At 36.6% G+C, this 18,940-nt stretch carries 18 protein-coding genes, 2 pseudogenes and 3 riboswitches; of the genes and pseudogenes, 10 read left to right on the top strand and 10 right to left on the bottom strand.

From position 1 onward, the window contains the following. Positions 1-31: 31 nt before the first annotated feature. A pseudogene (locus tag MKZ17_RS01120) lies at positions 32-337 on the bottom strand (DNA-directed RNA polymerase subunit alpha C-terminal domain-containing protein); the annotation flags it as partial. A gap of 175 nt (positions 338-512) precedes the next feature. After that, a riboswitch (cobalamin riboswitch) is annotated at positions 513-694 on the top strand. Between the two features lie 281 nt (positions 695-975). Continuing rightward, a riboswitch (cobalamin riboswitch) is annotated at positions 976-1,159 on the top strand. Positions 1,160-1,321: 162 nt separating this feature from the next. Between MKZ17_RS01120 and MKZ17_RS01115 the strand changes: the two are divergent. Then, positions 1,322-1,501, top strand: coding sequence for a hypothetical protein (locus MKZ17_RS01115; RefSeq protein WP_340721986.1), 180 nt, complete (start codon positions 1,322-1,324; stop codon positions 1,499-1,501). A gap of 115 nt (positions 1,502-1,616) precedes the next feature. Here MKZ17_RS01115 and ahpF read toward each other — a convergent pair whose 3' ends face one another. From ahpF to MKZ17_RS01090, 5 genes are all read right to left on the bottom strand, one after another. Beyond that, positions 1,617-3,173 (bottom strand): alkyl hydroperoxide reductase subunit F, encoded by a 1,557-nt coding sequence (ahpF, locus tag MKZ17_RS01110; RefSeq protein ID WP_340721985.1) that lies wholly within the window; start codon positions 3,171-3,173, stop codon positions 1,617-1,619. 326 nt (positions 3,174-3,499) lie between these two features. Continuing rightward, entirely contained in the window at positions 3,500-4,063 is a 564-nt protein-coding gene (gene ahpC, locus MKZ17_RS01105; RefSeq protein WP_340721984.1) for an alkyl hydroperoxide reductase subunit C, read from the bottom strand. A gap of 419 nt (positions 4,064-4,482) precedes the next feature. Next, complete coding sequence (locus tag MKZ17_RS01100; protein WP_340721983.1) at positions 4,483-5,028, bottom strand: GNAT family N-acetyltransferase; 546 nt, start codon at positions 5,026-5,028, stop codon at positions 4,483-4,485. 125 nt (positions 5,029-5,153) lie between these two features. Then, positions 5,154-5,276 carry a hypothetical protein gene (locus tag MKZ17_RS01095; RefSeq protein WP_340721982.1) on the bottom strand — a complete coding sequence of 41 codons (123 nt, stop codon included), beginning with the start codon at positions 5,274-5,276 and terminating at the stop codon, positions 5,154-5,156. Between the two features lie 14 nt (positions 5,277-5,290). Beyond that, entirely contained in the window at positions 5,291-5,413 is a 123-nt protein-coding gene (locus MKZ17_RS01090; protein ID WP_340721981.1) for a hypothetical protein, read from the bottom strand. Between the two features lie 520 nt (positions 5,414-5,933). On the opposite strand from MKZ17_RS01090, the gene MKZ17_RS01085 reads away from it, so the two are divergent. Continuing rightward, positions 5,934-6,479: a glutathione peroxidase gene (locus tag MKZ17_RS01085; RefSeq protein ID WP_340721980.1), complete on the top strand. Its 546-nt coding sequence runs from the start codon at positions 5,934-5,936 to the stop codon at positions 6,477-6,479. A gap of 100 nt (positions 6,480-6,579) precedes the next feature. Here the strand turns inward: MKZ17_RS01085 and MKZ17_RS01080 are convergent, their stop codons facing one another. Beyond that, positions 6,580-6,984, bottom strand: a complete 405-nt coding sequence (locus MKZ17_RS01080) for a DUF948 domain-containing protein (RefSeq protein ID WP_340721979.1) — start codon at positions 6,982-6,984, stop codon at positions 6,580-6,582. Between the two features lie 333 nt (positions 6,985-7,317). After that, positions 7,318-7,417: riboswitch (SAM riboswitch) on the top strand. Positions 7,418-7,529: 112 nt separating this feature from the next. On the opposite strand from MKZ17_RS01080, the gene MKZ17_RS01075 reads away from it, so the two are divergent. From MKZ17_RS01075 to MKZ17_RS01060, 4 genes are read left to right on the top strand one after another with little or no spacing between them, the layout of a single operon-like run. Continuing rightward, positions 7,530-8,555: a methionine ABC transporter ATP-binding protein gene (locus tag MKZ17_RS01075; RefSeq protein ID WP_340721978.1), complete on the top strand. Its 1,026-nt coding sequence runs from the start codon at positions 7,530-7,532 to the stop codon at positions 8,553-8,555. Then, a complete protein-coding gene (locus MKZ17_RS01070) occupies positions 8,545-9,207 on the top strand; it encodes a methionine ABC transporter permease (protein WP_340721977.1) in 663 nt (220 codons plus the stop codon). The genes MKZ17_RS01075 and MKZ17_RS01070 overlap by 11 nt, the downstream gene beginning before the upstream one ends. Before the next feature lie 12 nt (positions 9,208-9,219). Beyond that, on the top strand, positions 9,220-10,074 hold the full coding sequence (locus MKZ17_RS01065; RefSeq protein WP_340721976.1) for a MetQ/NlpA family ABC transporter substrate-binding protein: 855 nt from the start codon (positions 9,220-9,222) through the stop codon (positions 10,072-10,074). Between the two features lie 15 nt (positions 10,075-10,089). Continuing rightward, positions 10,090-11,295, top strand: coding sequence for a M20 family metallopeptidase (locus MKZ17_RS01060; RefSeq protein ID WP_340721975.1), 1,206 nt, complete (start codon positions 10,090-10,092; stop codon positions 11,293-11,295). A gap of 39 nt (positions 11,296-11,334) precedes the next feature. Here the strand turns inward: MKZ17_RS01060 and MKZ17_RS01055 are convergent, their stop codons facing one another. Both MKZ17_RS01055 and MKZ17_RS01050 read right to left on the bottom strand, forming a co-directional pair. Continuing rightward, positions 11,335-11,691, bottom strand: a complete 357-nt coding sequence (locus MKZ17_RS01055; RefSeq protein ID WP_340721974.1) for a hypothetical protein — start codon at positions 11,689-11,691, stop codon at positions 11,335-11,337. A gap of 86 nt (positions 11,692-11,777) precedes the next feature. Beyond that, entirely contained in the window at positions 11,778-12,434 is a 657-nt protein-coding gene (locus MKZ17_RS01050; RefSeq protein ID WP_340721973.1) for a phospholipid phosphatase, read from the bottom strand. 146 nt (positions 12,435-12,580) lie between these two features. On the opposite strand from MKZ17_RS01050, the gene MKZ17_RS01045 reads away from it, so the two are divergent. Together MKZ17_RS01045 and MKZ17_RS01040 are read left to right on the top strand one after the other, a co-directional pair. Continuing rightward, the gene (locus MKZ17_RS01045; RefSeq protein ID WP_340721972.1) at positions 12,581-13,795 is read left to right on the top strand and encodes an NAD(P)/FAD-dependent oxidoreductase; all 1,215 of its coding nucleotides are present in this window, start codon (positions 12,581-12,583) and stop codon (positions 13,793-13,795) included. 226 nt (positions 13,796-14,021) lie between these two features. Next, positions 14,022-15,209 carry a M20 metallopeptidase family protein gene (locus MKZ17_RS01040; RefSeq protein ID WP_340721971.1) on the top strand — a complete coding sequence of 396 codons (1,188 nt, stop codon included), beginning with the start codon at positions 14,022-14,024 and terminating at the stop codon, positions 15,207-15,209. Between the two features lie 101 nt (positions 15,210-15,310). Here MKZ17_RS01040 and MKZ17_RS01035 read toward each other — a convergent pair. Continuing rightward, positions 15,311-16,422, bottom strand: a pseudogene (locus MKZ17_RS01035) (YhgE/Pip domain-containing protein). A gap of 240 nt (positions 16,423-16,662) precedes the next feature. On the opposite strand from MKZ17_RS01035, the gene MKZ17_RS01030 reads away from it, so the two are divergent. Next, positions 16,663-17,937 (top strand): histidine--tRNA ligase, encoded by a 1,275-nt coding sequence (locus MKZ17_RS01030; RefSeq protein ID WP_340721970.1) that lies wholly within the window; start codon positions 16,663-16,665, stop codon positions 17,935-17,937. A gap of 168 nt (positions 17,938-18,105) precedes the next feature. Beyond that, entirely contained in the window at positions 18,106-18,846 is a 741-nt protein-coding gene (locus tag MKZ17_RS01025) for a class I SAM-dependent methyltransferase (RefSeq protein ID WP_340721969.1), read from the top strand. The last annotated feature ends 94 nt before the right edge of the window (positions 18,847-18,940 follow it).

Here is an 18,940-nt window from a genome sequence, read left to right as displayed (position 1 = left end):
GATAGTAATTTCCGATTACGTAGTAGCAGACTCACAATCTGTTTATAAATTTAAAATTTCCCATAGTGTTACAAAAACATAAATTCTCCTCCTCAAGTGCACGCTTTAAAAGTGGCAACGTAGACGGACCGATACCGTGAAATGATAAAATTTCTTCTTCTGTGTACTTTGCAAGCTGCTGTACTGTCGTTATATCTTGTTGCAACAATGCATTGCGTGCTGGTGAAGAAAGCCGCGCAAACAATCCTTCTGTCGGTTTGTTTAATTGCGCACACTTCGGACATGTGCTACATTCAGCGCTCTTATAATAACGGTGACCTTGAGAACAAATTCGTAATGTTTTTTCTTTTTTTTGCCATTTCCATTCACTCCTATTCCATTAACTATTTCCACTTAACTTTTCAACTTTGATTGTCGATTGAATAGAAAAACCCATACATCGGAACAATATTTTTACTATTCTTGAAAAACGTTATAAAATATTTTATTAGTATGTTATAGTTAAATTAATTACATACCGTGTAAGAATTGGTGCTTATGAAAATAAGCTTAAAAGGGAAGTACGATGAAAATTCGTCGCTGTCCCGCAACTGTAATTCGAAAGTTCCTTACGATATACCACTGTCATAAAGATGGGAAGGGGTAAGGCGCGTTGTCGATAAGCCAGGAGACCTGCCAGTTCCTAGTACACACCATGTACCTACGTGGAAATAGGTGGTGAAATTAAACGTACGATAAACGAGCTTGAACAAGCACTTATTTAGTGTGCTATTTAACTTGATTTTTTGTATATAAAGCCATCTTCCATTGTAGAAGATGGCTTTTTTAGTGCTTGCAAGATAGCTATTTGTCTCAACTCTCCCCTATAAGTTGATTAGAAAAACAGTTTTTGCATTTCACGGTGTAAAAGAGTGTTCTTCTGTCGATTTGAATATTTTACGATTCTATCGACCAAGTAGCTATCTTGGAATCCCTAAGATTCTACACGGAAAAGGTTCGAGCTTGAACGCTTGATGAAAAGGGAAGAACGGTGTAAATCCGTCGCTGTCCCGCAACTGTAATTCGAAAGTCCCTCACAATTACCACTGTTGCCGAAAATGGGAAGGGGTGAGGTGCGTTGTCGATAAGCCAGGAGACCTGCCTTTTCAAGTACAAACCAATAACCTACGCGGATAGGAGGTGCTGAGTATGAAACTTACCAACCATACTCACTGTGCGAAACCAAACAAAAAAGATGTTTTATTGTTTAGAAAACTTCTTTCTAATTGGTTTCAATGTACAATGTTACAAGTGTAATTGAAATCAAAAGGAGGATATTTCAATGACGTTAAATTATGAAGCACTATTAAAAGAACAAGTGATGCAGCAATTTTTAGGAAATGATTTACGTAGTCTAAAATCAATAGCGCAGCATTTAATCGACGAAAATAAACAAGACCAAAAGCAAATTATAGCCGCATATAAAAAAGTAAACACTGAGCTTTTTGGTGAATCTTTATAAATAATAAAAACCTGCGTTGCCCCTTTCTTTTAAGAATAGTGCTAACGCAGGTTTCATTATTTTTACGTTGATATTTAATAGAAGTATCTGACTCAGCGCTTATAAGCTATACCTATTAAGCATTTACCATTTCACGTTGTTCTATTGTGTTACGAATCATATAATCAAATGCTCCAAGTGCTGCTGTTGCACCAGAACCCATTGAAATAACTATTTGCTTGTATGCAGTATCTGTGCAGTCACCCGCTGCAAAAACGCCCGGTAAATTTGTAGCCCCGTGTTTATCAACAATGATTTCACCATGCTCCGTCATGTTAACTGCACCATGTAGGAATTCAGTGTTAGGTAATAAGCCAATTTGAATGAATACACCTTCAAGTGCAATATGTTTTTCTTCTCCCGTCACACGATCAACATATGTTAATCCATTCACTTTAGTATCACCAGTAATTTCTTGTGTTAAAGCATTTGTAATGACTGTTACGTTTTTCAAACTATTCACGCGTTCTTGCAATACTTTATCCGCCTTTAATTCTCCACTACGTTGAATTAACGTTACATGTTTCACTACTCCAGCTAAATCAATTGCGGCTTCAACACCCGAGTTACCGCCACCAATTACTGCAACGTCTTTTCCTTTGAAAATTGGACCATCACAGTGCGGGCAATAAGCTACACCTTTGTTTTTAAATTCCTGCTCACCCGGAACACCTAGCTGACGGTAACGAGCACCCGTAGAAAGGATTACAGTCTTCCCTTTTAGTACGGCACCGTTTTCTAATGTCACTTCAACGAAATCCTTTTTCTCGATCTTTGTAGCACGCTGAGATTTCATCACATCGATGTCATAGTCTAACACGTGCGCTTCTAAACTAGATACGAACGCTGGACCTTCTGTAGCCTTTATTCCTACAATGTTTTCAATTGATAATGTATCATTTACTTGACCACCAAATCGTTCTGCAACGATACCTGTACGGATCCCTTTTCGTGCTGAATAAATCGCCGCAGCAGATCCCGCTGGACCGCCACCAACAACTAATACATCATAAGGTTCTATATCCGCAAACTCAGATCCATCCGATACTTCACCAAGTTTTGTTAAAATATCTTCTAATTCCATTCGACCACCACCGAAGTTTTCACCGTTTAAGAAAACTGTAGGTACAGCCATAATGTCTCGTTCTTTAATTTCGTCTTGGAATGCGCCACCCTCAACCATCGTATTTGAAATGTTTGGGTTTAATACAGCCATAATGTTTAACGCCTGGACAACATCTGGACAGTTGTGACAAGTTAAGCTTACATATGTTTCAAACTTCATAGGTTGTTTAATTGCTTTAATACGTTTAATTACCGCATCATCTACTTTTGGTGCACGGCCTGAAACCTGTAATAACGCTAACACTAAAGATGTAAATTCGTGACCTAGTGGTAAGCCTGCAAATACAACACCAGAATCTTCTCCTACTTTATTAACGCTAAAGCTCGGTGTACGTTCTAATTGTGTTTGTTCCATTGTGATGCGTGGAGACATTTTTTCTAATTCTGTTACTAGTTCTAACATTTCTTTTGATGTTTTATCTTCGCCAACACTTACTTTTAATACTAAGTCTCCTTCAAGCATTGTTAAGTATTGCTGCAATTGTGCTTTAATTTGATTATCTAACATTGAGTTTGCTGCTGTATGACGTGAATTTATTGTTTAAAACAAAAAATAAATCCTCATTCTCTCTCGAATACAGCAAGCGAATCACCTCGTTTCTTGTTGTTTGAAACGATAGAGAGTTTATCGTTAGAAAGATACACCTTCCACATAAAACCGGAAAAGAATTTTCTTCCTTATGTCGAAGAGAAATTACGTTTCCCTTTCTACAATACTGCGTTCTTCCGTAATGAATTAAAAACAGAGCGACAAAAATCAATCGGTGAAGATTGTTCTTTGTCGCCCCTGTTTGCTATTTAAAGTGTTTCCACTTCGCGTTCGTTCGCTAAAACTTAGATTTTACCTACTAAGTCTAGACTTGGTGTTAATGTTTCGCCGCCTTCTTGCCATTTAGCTGGGCAAACTTCACCTGGATTGTTACGTACGTATTGAGCTGCTTTAATTTTGTTAACTAAAGTCGATGCATCACGACCGATACCACCAGCGTTGATTTCGTAAGCTTGTACAATACCATCTGGATCGATGATGAATGTTCCACGCTCTGCTAAACCATCTTCTTCATTTAACACGTCAAATGCCTTAGAAATAACGTGTGATGGATCACCAATCATAATGTACTCAATTTTACCGATTGCATCAGAAGTGTCATGCCAAGCTTTATGAGTGAAGTGAGTGTCAGTAGATACTGAGTAAACTTCAACCCCTAAAGATTTTAATGTAGCATATTCGTTTTGTAAGTCTTCTAATTCAGTTGGGCAAACGAAAGTAAAATCTGCCGGATAGAAGCATACCACTGACCATTGTCCTTTGAAGTTTTCTGAAGATACGTCGATAAACTCACCTTTTTGATAAGCTTTCGCGTTAAATTCTGCAATTTCTTTACCGATTAAAGCCATTATATTTTTCCTCCTTAAAGTTCCAAGTACCTAACTTATAATTATTATAAAATAATTATAATTACCATTAAAATTATCTTATAATATACAACTCCCGTCAACTGTTTGGAACAAGTGAATAATACTAATATCCCCACATTGGAAAATCAACAATCCCTTTCAAACCCTTTCATTCAAAACGATTTTTTACAAAAAATAAACAAAACTAATATAATTTTATACATAATAAAGAATTATTTTGAATTAACATTATTGAAAAATCACAAGAAGTAAATGCATTTATGTTTTTTATTTTCATTAAAAAAGAAAGAATTCTACATACTACAATAGAATTCTCTCCCTCTAAAATATTTGTTTGTTCTCATTTATCATGTTTTGAAGTTAAAAATCTCTACCTATTCTATCTACAAGCGAGATATTTATTTATTTTCCCATTCTTCTGCAAGCATCCCGTAAACTGCATGATCTACATAATGATTATATAACCACTCAGCGCTACGTATTGTTCCTTCGTAGACGTAACCTAATCGTTCCGGAACACTTCGACTTTTTTTGTTCTCGATTGCAGCTCGAATTTCAACCTTATTCATATTAAATTCATCAAAGGCTATATTTGTCAGCCCTTTAGCAACACGTGTCATAATACCGTTTCCTTGATAAGATTCGCCTAACCAATAACCAATATATGCTGTTTTGTTTCCCCAGTTCAATTGGTTAAATCCTGCAATTCCTACAATCTCTCCCCTATACAAAATCGCTGTATTTAATCCGTTGTTTTCTGCAAAAAGCTTCATTGAAAATTTCACATAGTTTTCTGTATCATATACGGTGTTCGTTGAATCGAGCCAAGGTAACCATTCACGTAAATAAGTTCGAGACTGTTCTGTTAATTCAAAAATTCTCGGTGCATCTAGAAGCGTAACTAATTTTAATGATAGTTCTTCATCAATTGAGTATGTAAACATATTTTCCCCTCCAGAATTTTTAATGATTATTGTACCATATAAATCTACCAAAAATTTGAATTTTTACTTAAAGCGGAAATAATATAAAATGAACAAACAAAAAACAGTAGCAGGGCTACTGTTTTTTAGTTCGTATATGATAATACAGCATTCGAATATTTGGCTAATTCTTGTGTTGCTTCATTTTTTGTATTGTACTCGAACATACGAATATCGTTTCGATTATTGAAAACAGTAATGATCCACATATTTTTTGCTCCTTTTATTTTGTATATGATAATACGGCATTTTTATATTTGGCTAATTCTTTTGCCGCTTCTGCTTTTGTTGTGTATTCAAACATACGAATATCATTTTGATTATTAAATACTGTCACTACCCACATGGTTCATTTCTCCTTTGATTTCAAATTTTCATTATAAAATCGTTCATTCCCCACTGACTTTTGCAACTTGTTATATAACATCTTATTCCTCTCTCATTCTACTCCGATTTTTTTTAAATAAAAGAGATATTTGTTGGTTTTCACAATGTGTTCATAATTAAAACGCTTTCTTTGAACACTTTGTGACATCAATGTTTTTTAAGGAATAACCGTATTTCAGAAAAGCAAATCGTTAAGTAGCAACTTTTGTTATATAACAGAATAAAGCGTTTTCTCTTTTACTTTTATAGTAAGGAGAGATGTAGGGAGTAATTTTTTAAATTAGTTGAGTAAATATGAATGAGGAAAAATAATTAATTACTAGCTATCTCGTTTTTGCCATCGTAGTAATCAAACTCTTTGAATTTTAAGATTGATTAAAATTTGAAGCGTTTACTCTTCTAGTTAAGGCGAAATTCTGGAAACTATATAATTACGCCTATATAATTAATATAAAATAACTTTATATAGGAGAATGCTCATGAGTATATATAATTACTTAATTAAAAAACCAAATGGTGAAATTTTATCAATGGAAACATACCGTGATAAAGCAATGCTAATCGTTAATACTGCTAGTGAGTGTCAATTTACTTATCAATACGAGGATATGCAAAAGCTATATGAAAAATATAAAACAAGCGGCCTAGAGATTTTATCGTTCCCTTGTAATCAATTTGGCAATCAAAACCCTGAAGATGGCCAAACTTCTGCTTCAAAATGTAAACTTCAATTCGGTGTACAATACCCTATTTTCGAAAAAATTGAAGTGAACGGTAATGCTACTCACCCACTTTTCAATTATTTAAAGCATAAAGTAGATTGCCCTCCTTTTGCGCAACAGACGATGCAACAAAAAATGCTATTTAATCATATTCAAGAAAACTTCCCTGACTATTTAATCGGGCGTAATATTCGTTGGAACTTCACAAAGTTTTTAGTTGATAAAAAAGGTAAGGTTATTCAACGCTTTGAGCCAGATACATCTATGCTTGATATCGAATTGGCAATCGAACAATTACTTTAAGTACATAAAGAGCATCTAGAAAAAGCGGAAGCAATCTAGTTTAATTACCCTTTTCAAAAGTGTGAAAGGGCACTCCAATTGTAGAATGCCCTTTCCACCACTACTGAGCTTTGCGATTTATAAATTTCATCGCGGTATTTATCCATTGCTCTGTCTGTGCCTGTTTTTCTGAATCTGTATTTAACTGCCTTACAATTGCCGTTGTTGCAGCTTGTGAAGATTCGCTTACTTTATTTAATACGGTACTCGTCTCTTTTACAGATTGAATAACCAATTGAATGGTTTCCTTTTTATTATCAATGTCCTTTTTTATCCGATCCATTGTCACTGTTAGCGCTACAGTTTGTGTTTGTATACCCTCCAACTGCTTTTGAATGCCCTGAACATGTGTTAAAAGTACTTTGATTGTATTTCTTAACGGGACTACAACTATAGCCAAGCATCCTACAAATACTACGACCGCGAGTATCAAAACAATAATTGCAGCTAATAACCATGCATTCATTAGAAAACCTCCCATTTACAACATTTTATTTCCTTTATCTTATTACAACTACCCTAAAAATGGCTAATGTACCCTTTAAGGATGTGTTTATTTATAAATTTTTTTACTACATTAATCATTATTTTTTGTACAAAAATTTTTAAAAACTATTATTTGAAATAAGGGTTTCTTCTTACTTATATAACCGCATAAATTTGGATAAAACAGCATTTCCATTACTTGTTTTCAGAAAAAAAGTTTTACTCGGAAAAATTAAAATATTTTTATTTTTATATTGACAACCAGTTTACTAGGCTTTAAGATTAGGGACATATTAAACGCAACTAAATATTTTTCTTATCAAGAGAGATGGAGGGACAGGCCCTTTGAAGTCTCGGCAACAGCTATTATGCAATGTGCCAAATCCTGCAAGTGCAAACTTGGAAGATAAGATCAAAAGCGGTGAAAATTGTCCTTTCAACCTTTCGTATCTTATTTTTTATGATGCGGAAGGTTTTTTATTTTTCAACAATAACTTTAGTAGCGGAATGAAAGTAGGTTTTAATATGATTGAATTTTCAAATGTATCCAAAGTATTTAAAGCGAAAGATCGGGACGTACATGCAGTAAAAGACGTTAACTTAACGGTCAATCAAGGCGATATTTTTGGCATTATCGGATTTAGTGGCGCTGGGAAAAGTACCCTGCTTCGTCTCGTCAATTTACTTGAAAAGCCTTCAACAGGCTCCATCAAAGTCCAAGGTATTGACTTAGCGACGATATCCCAAAAAGATCTTCGTCAATTGCGCCGACGTATTGGGATGATTTTTCAAAACTTTAATCTAATGACGTCACGTACTGTCGCAGGAAATATTGGCTATCCATTAAAACTAGCTGGGGCCCCAAAAGCTGAAATTGAACGACGAACAGCGGAACTATTGAAATTCGTTGGCTTATCTGAAAAAGCAAAAGACTACCCTGAACAGTTATCAGGGGGGCAAAAGCAACGTGTCGGCATCGCCCGCGCACTTGCGACGAATCCGGATATTTTAATTTGTGATGAAGCAACTTCTGCACTCGATCCGGAAACGACTGCCGATATATTAAAACTATTAAAGCAAGTAAATCAAGAACTCGGAATTACGGTTTTATTAATTACACATGAAATGCATGTTATCCAATCGATTTGTAATCGCGTTGCGGTCATGGAAAAGGGGCAAGTCATTGAGGAGGGGGAAGTATATGAGGTATTTACACAACCACAGCATCCAACTACACAGCGCTTTATTCAATCCGTACACCAAGACATTCCGTCCGAGCAAATATTAAAAGAATGGCAACAGTCTGGTGGTCAGCATTTATATCGTATCTTATTTAAAGGCTCATTAACCCATAACCCGCTACTTTCTGAAATCACCCAAAAGCATCAAGTACCCTTCAACATTATTTACGGTTCTGTACGAGAGCTCCAAAATAAAATGTTCGGGAACTTACTTATTTCCTTCCAAGGGAATGATGCACAGGTGAAACAAGTGATCAACGAGCTTTCACAGCGAGTAGAAGTAGAGGAGGTTATTTTAAATGAAGGTTGATTGGAATACATTTTGGCCAAGAATTATTGAAGCAACTGGCGAAACGCTCTACATGGTTATTTTAACGCTTATTTTTGGCTCTATTCTTGGTATAACAATAGGTTTACTTTTATTTGTAACACGAGAAAATAATATTTTGGAAAGTAAAATTACATACACTGTGCTGAATATTTTAATCAACATTATTCGCCCGATTCCATTTCTTATTTTCTTAGTTGCGCTATCTCCTCTAACTCGAATCGTTATGGGGACAACAATTGGAACAACTGCAGCTGTTTTCCCTATGACGATTGCAGCCGCCTTTGGAATTGCGCGCATTGTTGAAACAAACTTAATTAGTATCGATCCAGGTGTTATTGAAGCGGCAAAAGCGATGGGGGCAAGTCCACTGCAAATTATTTTTACGGTATTAATTCCGGAAGCGTTAGGTCCCCTTATTTTAGGTTTAACCTTCGTCACAATCAGCTTAATCGACTTCTCTGCTATTGCAGGAACAGTTGGCGGCGGTGGTTTAGGTCACATTGCAATCACCTATGGTTATCAGCGATTTGACGGTAGCGTCATGATAGTGACAGTTATTATATTAATTATTCTTGTACAGCTAGCTCAGTGGTTAGGTAACTTCTTAGCAAAAAAAATATTAAGACGATAGGAGAAAAATAACATGAAAAAATTATTATTATCAGCAGTAACAGCCGTATCAGCCTTTACATTAGCAGCTTGTGGAGGCAACGAAAATGAAGTCGTAAAAATTGGTGTAAATGGTGCAGACGGTGCACAGTGGCCGATTTTAGAAGAGAAGTTAGAAAAAGAAGGTATCGAAATTGAATTGGTTGAATTTGCCGACTATACATTACCAAATAATGCATTAGCACAAGGCGAAGTCGACTTAAACGCCTTTCAACACATTTCATTTTTAGCAAGTTATGTCAACGAAAGTGGCAATGATTTAATTCCATTAGGCTCAACTGTGTTTGCCCCACTTGGCTTATATTCAGAAAAAATTAAAGATATAAAGGAAATAAAAGAAGGTGACAAAATTGCCATCCCTGATGATCCTTCTAACCAAGCACGTGCATTGCGCCTATTAGAATCAGCAGGCTTTATCCAATTAGCAGAGGACTTCGGGTTATTCGGAGATCCATCAAAAATTACTGCCAACAAACTAAACTTAGATATCATTCCAATGACCGCACAGCAAACACCACACGTTTTACCTGATGTTGTAGCTGCTGTTATCAATAACGGAATCGCTGGACAAGCGGGTTTAAATCCTGGTGAGGATCCAATTTACCGAGAGCTAGCTGAAGATGAAAGTGTTTTCCCTTACGTGAATATCATTGCTGGACGAGCAGAAGATAAGGACAATGAAGTATATCAAAAAATTATTGAGCTCTATCACACAGAGGAAATTGAAAAAGCAATTCACGATGATACAAAGGGTGGTCAAATCATGACGGTCCTATCAGATGGTGAACTACAACAAACTTTCGAAGATTTAAAAGTACAATCAAAATAACGAGGGGGAATTATCATGTCAGTTACAGTTGAAAGCAAATCAGTTATTGCACAATCCGTCTATCAAAATAAAGAGGCTTACATCACCGTAAGTAAAGCAATACACGCAAATCCTGAAATCGGAAATCAAGAAGTTTTCGCTAGCGAGCAGCTAGTAAAAGTTTTACGCGAGGCAAACTTTATAGTAGATACAGCTGTAGCGGGCCATGAAACTTCCTTCTATGCACATAAAGATAGCGGTAAACCCGGCCCAACCATTGCCTATTTAGCAGAATACGACGCTTTACCCGGTCTTGGTCATGCATGTGGTCATAATATTATTGGTGTCACAAGTATTGCGGCAGCTATTGCCCTTGCAGAGACAATTGATACGGTAGGTGGTAAAGTAATTGTGCTAGGTACACCAGCTGAAGAAGGTGGCCCTAATGGTAGTGCAAAAGGTAGTTTCGTTCGTCATGGTTTCCTTAAAAATGTTGATATTGCGATGATGCTCCACCCTTCTGGCAAAACAGGCGTGACAAATGAATCTCTTGCAGTAGATCCCCTAGATTTTCACTTTTACGGAAAAGCAGCACACGCTTCTGCTTCTCCAGACAAAGGAATTAACGCATTAGATGCAGTGATTCAATTATTCAACAGCATTAATGCTTTGCGTCAACACGTGCCGTCGGATGTTCGTATTCATGGTATTATTACACATGGTGGGGATGCACCAAATATCGTCCCTGACTATGCATCCGCACGCTTTTATATTCGTGCTACTTCTTGGTCAAAAACAGAGGAAGTATCAAATAAAATCCGTCAAATTGCAGAAGGTGCAGCACTTGCTACTGGTGCAACAGTAAAAGTGGAACGCTTCCAAAATGAAGTTAAGGACCTTGTTGTGAACGAAGTAATAGACCGCATATTAGCTGAAAAATTATCTACGCTTGGAGAAGACGTACACCCACGTGGTCACCGTTCTCCTGGCTCAACAGACGCTGGAAATATAAGCTATGAAGTGCCGACCTCACATGGCTATATTAAAATTGGCACAGATGATTTAGTCGCTCATACAAATGAGTTCCGTGATGCTGCCAACTCTGATAAAGGTTATGAAGCACTGATTACAGGTGCTATCGCTCTTGCGGAAACAGGCTTTGCGTTTTTACAATCTCCTAAGCTTGTAAAAGAAGCAAAAGCAACTCACCAACAAGCATTAAAGGCGAAAGCACTTCTATAATTAAACAATTTTTTAAATTATTAAAAGCTTAGCACTGCGCTAAGCTTTTAATAATTTTATTTCGATATTTTTATTATATTTTTTCAGTAGTTCTAACACTTCATTCAATTTCGCAAGCTCATCCTTTTCTACCATAAACGCATTTTCATCGTGCTGGGCTACATAAGAGCTACTAAGATACTCCTCATTTTCTTTCGTAATAAATCGTACATAGCCAAAAGTAATGCCTGATTCTTTATAATCAATGCGAATCAACTCGTCAAAGGCAATCGTCTTCTTACGCGGTTTAGCTCTAGTAATAATCCACCATTTCTCACCATTATAATCAATCGCCACTTCATTTTTATCGACCTCTACTTTATATCCACCAAATAATTTAAAACTATATGTCTTCATTTGTTAAACTCCATTTCAAAACGTCATTACTTAAATTATACGAACTTTACCGCTAAAATTCTAATTTCTACCGTTATAAATGAGTGTTAATTATATAAGTAGGATTTATTCGAAAAATGAATAGCTGTTAACATGAGCATTATAATTAAAAACAGTTCAAATGCGTTTGTAATAGCGTTACTTCCAACATCTATTGGTATAGCACTCCCTAAACTCATTACGACCGTACCAACTAGCATCCACCACCATTCTACCTTCCACCATAACGCTATAGATGCAAACAGCAATGCTACAAGTACAATTACGATCATCGGCGGTGGACCAGAAGCTTCTTGTGTCGATACATAGCTCAGTACACCATATGCATCTTGAATTGCTAACCGAAGTCCATGTAATTCTACAAAATACTCAGCAATTATTGCGACGATGGTCAAGCTACTATACAAATAGAGCATCCAGTTTTTTTGTGCCAGATGAATACCTGCTTCCCTCAAAATAAAGTAAGAAAACAAGATAAGGGTTGGTGTAAATAAAGCATGAAGCCAATATCGCCCGTAGTTCAGTAGCTCCAATAGCTCCCCTCCCCCAATTAAATGACCAACAGCTAAAACCCCATTATCATAAATTAATGCAATGACCACTAAAAATAAAATGGCCGAAGCGGTTTTTTTATGTCTCTTTACCCCCCAAATTAACACGAATATATATAGCAATGTAAATACACCAAAAAGGATTGGATCCAAAATCATTCCTCCCATTTCTGTTATTTCTTTTTATTACCCTTTTTTACATTTTATTAAGAATTTTTATCAAAAATAAAATAATTAACAAGTGATTATATCTCCAAAAATTCGGGGAAAAACATAGAAAAGTTTTGAGGAGGATAAAAATGAACTTACACAGTGGAACATTATTTTGGCCAACTACTTTTTCTAAACCAACTCATATAAACCCTCCTATTAAACCCCACTATGATGCGCTTATAGTCGGAGGTGGCATGAGTGGAGTTCTTACTGCAAAAGCATTACTAGATGAAGGACTTCAAGTCGCATTGATTGAAAGAAATGAAATCGGTTCAGGGAGCACATTAGCTAATACAGGTCTATTACAATATTCCAACGATATTCAGCTACATGAATTAGCCGACTTAATTGGTGAGCAAGATGCAGTTACATTTTATAAATTTTGCTATGAAGCCGTAGATTCTATAGAAGAAATTGCTTTAACATTACCAAGTCACGCAGATTTTATTCGAAGACCTAGCATTTGTTTTGCAAGTAAGAAGATGGATGTAAAAAAATTAGAAAAAGAGTGTAAAACATTGATTAAACATGGTTTCCCTGCAGAATATTGGAATGGCATCGTCACAAAAAAAAGACTACCATTCGAAACCGAAGCCGTACTTTTTACAGAAAATGATGCAGAAATTAATCCTTATAAATTTGTGGTTAGCTTAACAGAGCAATTAAAAACACGCGGTCTAGATGTTTTTGAACAAACGATTGTCAATATTATTGAAGACGAAGAAACCCATGTAGTCGTACACACAATTGAGGGAGTTTTTACAGCAAAAAGGATGATTTACACAACGGGCTATGAAAGACTGCCTTATGGAAGGATGAAGGGGACTGATGTTAATCGTTCTTATGCCATCGTAACAGAGCCACAAACTAGAGAAATGGATTGGTTTGAAAATGCCCTCATTTGGGAAACTGCCCGTCCTTACATTTATATGAGAAAAACAATTGATAATAGAATTATTATCGGTGGATTAGATGAAGGGAATGCAACCCCTTCTAATAGCGAAAGTAAAATTGACCATATGGGGCAACTATTACTGAATCGGTTACATGAACTTTTGCCCGGTGAATCTTTTGAAGCACCTTATAAATATTGTGCATCATTCGGTGAATCCGTCGATCATTTACCGTTTATCGGTGAACATCCGAGTAAACCGAATCACTTTTATTTACTTGGATATGGGGGAAATGGCACGGTTTATAGTATGCTCGGCTCAAAAATCTTAGCCGATTTAATTATGAATCGACCGAATGATGCTGCACGAATTGTGACACTCGACCGAAAGCATGGAATAAAGGAATAAGAAATATGCATGAGTGAAATCATTTCACTTATGCGTATTTTTTATTTTATTGAAAAGTATTCCGTAAAACGAAATATTGAGTTATAATTACCGTTAATTATCTAAATATACAGAATTTTTATACTTATTTGTATTTTAAAAGGAATATCGTACTTCTTAGGAATAACTACTCATATAAATTAATAGCATTTTCTAAATTCATTATTTAACACAAGGAGTGGATTGAATGACTTTAAAAGAAAGTTTACATGTGGATTTACAGGCAAATTACACGGTTATGGTGGAGTTACGGAGACATTTACATATGTATCCAGAGCTATCCTTCCAAGAAGTCAATACACCCAAGCTCATTGCGGAAAAGCTTACTTCTTATGGCATCGAAGTAAAGGAAAAAGTCGGAGGAAATGGAGTTGTTGGTTATTTAAAAGGCGCTTTTGATGGGCCAACAATTGCCTTACGTGCAGATTTTGATGCTTTGCCAATTCAAGATGAAAAGGATGTTCCATACAAGTCTAAAATAGATGGTGTAAGTCATGCATGCGGACATGACATCCATACTGCAGCACTTCTTGGTTTGGCAAAAACACTTTCATCCTTCCGTGATTCATTACACGGTAATATTGTATTTATTCACCAATTTGCGGAAGAATCCGCTCCAGGCGGTGCCATTTCCATGGTGAAAGACGGTTGCCTCGACGGTGTCGATTACGTTTATGGTGCACACGTTTCATCAATAAGCCCACTCGGTACAGCATTATTTTGTGAAGGCTATTCGATGGCAGCTGCAGACTTCTTTAAAGTTACGATTCAAGGCCGTGGAGGACATGGGGCTTCCCCACATGAAACTGTTGATCCGATTGTGGCCGCAGCACAGTTTGTATTTGGCGTACAACCAATCGTTAGTCGAAATACAGACCCTCTTCAATCTGCTGTTATTACAGTGGGTAAAATTGAGAGCGGCACAGCAAACAATGTCATCCCAGATACGGCATTTTTAACTGGAACAGTTCGTACCTTTAATCCAGACGTGCGTAATTTAATTGAACAAAAGCTCATAAATCTATGCAAGGCAATCGAAATTCAATACGATGCAAAGCTTGATTTTACTTATACACGCGGCTACGATGCTGTATATAATCATCCTTCTGAAACGAAGATATTACGTGATGCCGTTGCGCAAAACTTATCACACCTAGTTACAATGGATGTTCCTCCACGCATGGGTGCAGAGGATTTCACTTATTACCTACAAGAAAGACCCGGTACCTTCTTCTTCGTCGGCGGAGGTAATTCAGAAATTAATGCGACGTATCCGCATCACCATCCAAAATTTGATGTCGATGAAAAATCGATGGTGCATATTGGAGAGGTCTTTTTACAAGCACTAAAATTACACGGTATCATCCAAGAATAAGAACAAAAGAGTTAGTGTGTCTATCCACCCTAATTGTAAATAAGCACAATTACATGACAGGCGACTAGAGGAAGCGCATTCCTTCTAATCGCCTTTTTATTTTAAGCCTCTTCTTGTTCTTTCACTTTATTCGGTAATAAAGCTGATAATAAAATGACTAGTAAGCCGACTACTGCAATCCACACAAGTACTGCGATTGACATACTCCATGATAGGCTTTGACCAAAGAAGAACAGCTCACGTAAACCCTCCACCATGAAGCGCATTGGTAACCAGGAGTATATCCAATCACGATAAAATACTGACATCATTTCTGGTGCCATTGCGAGTAGCGGGGCCCCGAAAAATAGTAATAATACGAAGATCGGGATTCCTTTAATCCCAGTAAAGAAAGAACTGCTAAAATCATCATAATAAAACTAAAAGATGTAATCGTTAAAAAAAGTGCTGTGTCCATAAAATCTGGAATGGTAAAGCCGACCATTGAACTTGCAAGCCATGTTAAACCAAAACCAATAATGATGGCTGTCACTAAGCTAATACCTATTTGAACTAATTTCAAAATAAAGCCTTCCTTACGAGTATTGACGGCCGTTTTACTTGCAGCAAAGAATAAAAGAGCTGCAGTTGCTAAACTTCCAATCCATAACGGTTGAAATAGAGACATTGGTGAGTTACCATTTGCACTATTTTCACCTATTTTATTGACAGTTGTTACTACTTTTTCAATTGGAACTGCAACTGTTGCCGCCTGTTTAGCCGTTAACGTCAACCCTTGAGCAGAGAAGCCTTCTAAAATTTCTGACCGCACATTCATATTTAAATTATCTACAATACCATTTAATAGTTGATTGGCCACTGTTGCAGCCGCTGTATTCATCCCTTGGTTTATATAAATTTCAACATTCGGATTTGTCGGCGCAATTGTTCTTAAAGATACCTGCTTAGCACTAAAATCTTTTGGAATAACGAAAGCCGCATAATATTCCTGTTCATCTAATCCTTTTTTCATATCCTCTACAGAGCCTATTTCTACCCATTTAACAACCGGCTCTTCATCGTCTTTTGCAGTTACATTTTGTTGCATCATTTCAACCATTGTTTGCCCCATATTCCCGATGGGAGCATTTATATTTATTCCTCTGAAGTATGTATTAAATGTGCACACTCTCAAAATTTTATTTACAAATGTTAAATTTAGTAAAAATAAAATTGCTTATTTCCAAAAAAACCTGTAAAGTAATTGGAAATAAAGGAGGAATTTGAATGCCAATAGTTTGCATACGTCTCTTCACAACAACGCATCATCATATGAAATAGTCTTGCTATCTTTATTAATTTATTTAATATCGCATAGGAAGACTATTTTTCGTTGAATCGTATAAATAAAGCCGATTAGGAGCTTTATCGTTATACGGTTTTTTTATTTGCCAAAAAAGGAGGACTACTATCAATGAAAAAGATGGATTATCAAAATGTAAGGGGCACACAGGATTTCTTACCTGAGCAAGAGGTTGTACGCCGTAAAGTCCGACGCACTTTAGAAGATACATTTATCGCTTTTGGCTGCAAACCACTAGAAACGCCTATTATTAACTATACCGAGCTCATGGCATCTAAATATGCGGGCGGAGCAGAAATTTTACAAGAAATGTATACATTAAAAGACCGTGGTGAGCGCGAATTAGCACTACGTTATGATTTAACAATTCCCTTTGCTAAAGTCGTTGCCATGAATCCTAGCCTTCCGATGCCATTTAAGCGCTATGAGATTGGAAAAGTTTTCCGTGACGGACCAATCAAGGCAGGTCGTTTCCGTGAATTCACGCAATGCGATGTAGATATCGTTGGTGTCGAATCTCAGGCAGCTGAAGCCGAGCTGCTGATGATGGCAGTAGATGCTTTTAATAAGTTAGACGTGACAATTACTATTCAGTACAACAACCGTAAATTACTTTATGGCATGCTCCAGCTTTTTGAAGTACCACAGGAAAACATGAATCGAGTCATTTTAATATTAGACAAAATGGAAAAAGTCGCTCGCACCACTTTAATAAAGGAATTACAACAACACGACCTTACACCTAAAACATTGCGGTACATCACACAATTTTTAGATGCCGAGCCTACGATTCATTATTTTGAATCCTATACAGCTCAAAACGAATACATTAAACAAGGATTACGAGAATTGAAAGAGCTAACGGATTACTTAATTGCCCTTCGCATTGATGAAACATGCATTTTCAATCCGTTTTTAGCACGTGGTTTAGAAATATACACAGGGACAATTTACGAAATCTTCTTAGCAGACGGTCAAATTACTTCAAGTATCGGGAGTGGTGGTCGGTATGATAATGCCATTGGGGGATTACTAGGAACAGATACTTCTTATGCGACCGTTGGCATATCCTTTGGTCTGGATGTTATATATACGGCTTTTGAGCTTTCAGGAAAAACAAATATGAAGGAACCCGACATCGATATTTATATCATCCCTATCGGAACAGAAAAACAGGCCCTCTCTTTAGCAACAAAATTGCGCATGGATGGCTATCGGGTTGAAGTAGAGCTAAGCAGGAAAAAGGTGCGAAAAGCATTGGATAAGGCAAATCGTAAAGGAATACTAAAGACAATCGTACTTGGTGAGGATGAAGTAAATTCAAATATGTACAAAGTGAAGAATATGGAAAGTGGTTCGGAAGAGCAATTTGCGTTTCAATATTAAATAGCTGGTATTCCCTTTTACGGAAATTCCCCATTTTTTCTAAAGAAGACATGCCTCTATCTACATGCTACCAAAAACTGAATTATAAGTCTATTCTTTATTTTTTACTCATGCGACAATAGACTTGCGCAAATCTTTTCTTAACGTTAAGATCCATTGGAGGTTTTTATGAGGCAAAATATTTATGATAATGACGAATTTTTCAAGAAATACGAAGCAATCCGCGCCCGTAATTACAATTATAACAACTTACTCGAGCAGCCAGGCTTCCGCGCGAATTTGCCTGATTTGCATGGGAAGTCTGTCCTCGATATTGGCTGTGGCTCTGGAGATTTTGCAGCGTTTTGCTTAACGAAAGGTGCAAAAAATGTTTACGGAATTGATATTTCACAAAACATGATTGCACTTGCCAATGAGAAATACAATGATATCCGGTTAAACTTCCAGCAAATTGCTTTTGAAGATGCTATATCCCTTGCTGAAAGTATGGATTTCATTAGCAGCTCACTAGCTTTTCACTACATGGCTGATTTTGGCACGGTTATTCAAAAAATTAGCCGAGCTTTACGAATGGAAGGAGATTTATTATTTTCGATTGAGCATCCAATTATGACGGCCAATAAAGGCAATGCAGATTGGGTTGAAGATGAAGAAGGTCAGCTACTACATTATGCAGTTGATCAGTATCAAGTTGAAGGTGCCCGCACACAAAATTGGCTTGTCGAGGATGTCGTGATGTATCACCGAACCCTTTCAACAATTATAAATACTTTAATCGAAAACGGGCTACAAATCGAGAAAATAATAGAGCCGCTACCAAGTAAAGATGCCGTACAAAAATTACCGAGCTTAGTGAAACAATTCCGTGCTCCCTCCTTTTTAATTATCCGCGCAAAAAAAGTTAAATGAGAATTGAATTACAATCCAATATCTATCAAAATGGTGTGAATTAAAATTCACACCATTTTCAACCTACACCCCAAATCAAAACACGCTATTAACG

Source organism: Solibacillus sp. FSL R7-0682, from assembly GCF_038005985.1.
Classification (GTDB): Bacteria; Bacillota; Bacilli; order Bacillales_A; family Planococcaceae; genus Solibacillus.
The sequence above is the reverse complement of the archived record's forward strand: the minus strand, read 5'-3'. Positions and strand labels throughout refer to the sequence as shown.